Genomic DNA, 224 nt, shown 5'->3' with positions numbered 1-224 from the left:
GGTGCGCGTGGGAGGAGTCGAACCTCCGACCGCCTGGTTCGTAGCCAGGTACTCTATCCAGCTGAGCTACACGCGCAAAATCGGTAAAACAAGCCATTCATAAATAATGCTATCGTCTGCACTTCATGTGCGTGACGTTATTTAATGAATGGCGGAGAAGGAGGGATTCGAACCCTCGATGGGATTTAAAGCCCATACTCCCTTAGCAGGGGAGCGCCTTCGGC

The 224-nt window shown here is 52.7% G+C and carries 1 tRNA gene; it reads right to left on the bottom strand.

The window, feature by feature from the left end:
* Positions 1–2 precede the first annotated feature (2 nt).
* Positions 3–76 (bottom strand) — tRNA-Arg (locus tag AAEY98_RS22770).
* Between the last annotated feature and the right edge of the window lie 148 nt (positions 77–224).

The sequence above is a fragment of the Shewanella sp. AC91-MNA-CIBAN-0169 genome (assembly GCF_040310165.1).
Classification (GTDB): Bacteria; Pseudomonadota; Gammaproteobacteria; order Enterobacterales; family Shewanellaceae; genus Shewanella.
The sequence above is the reverse complement of the archived record's forward strand: the minus strand, read 5'-3'. Positions and strand labels throughout refer to the sequence as shown.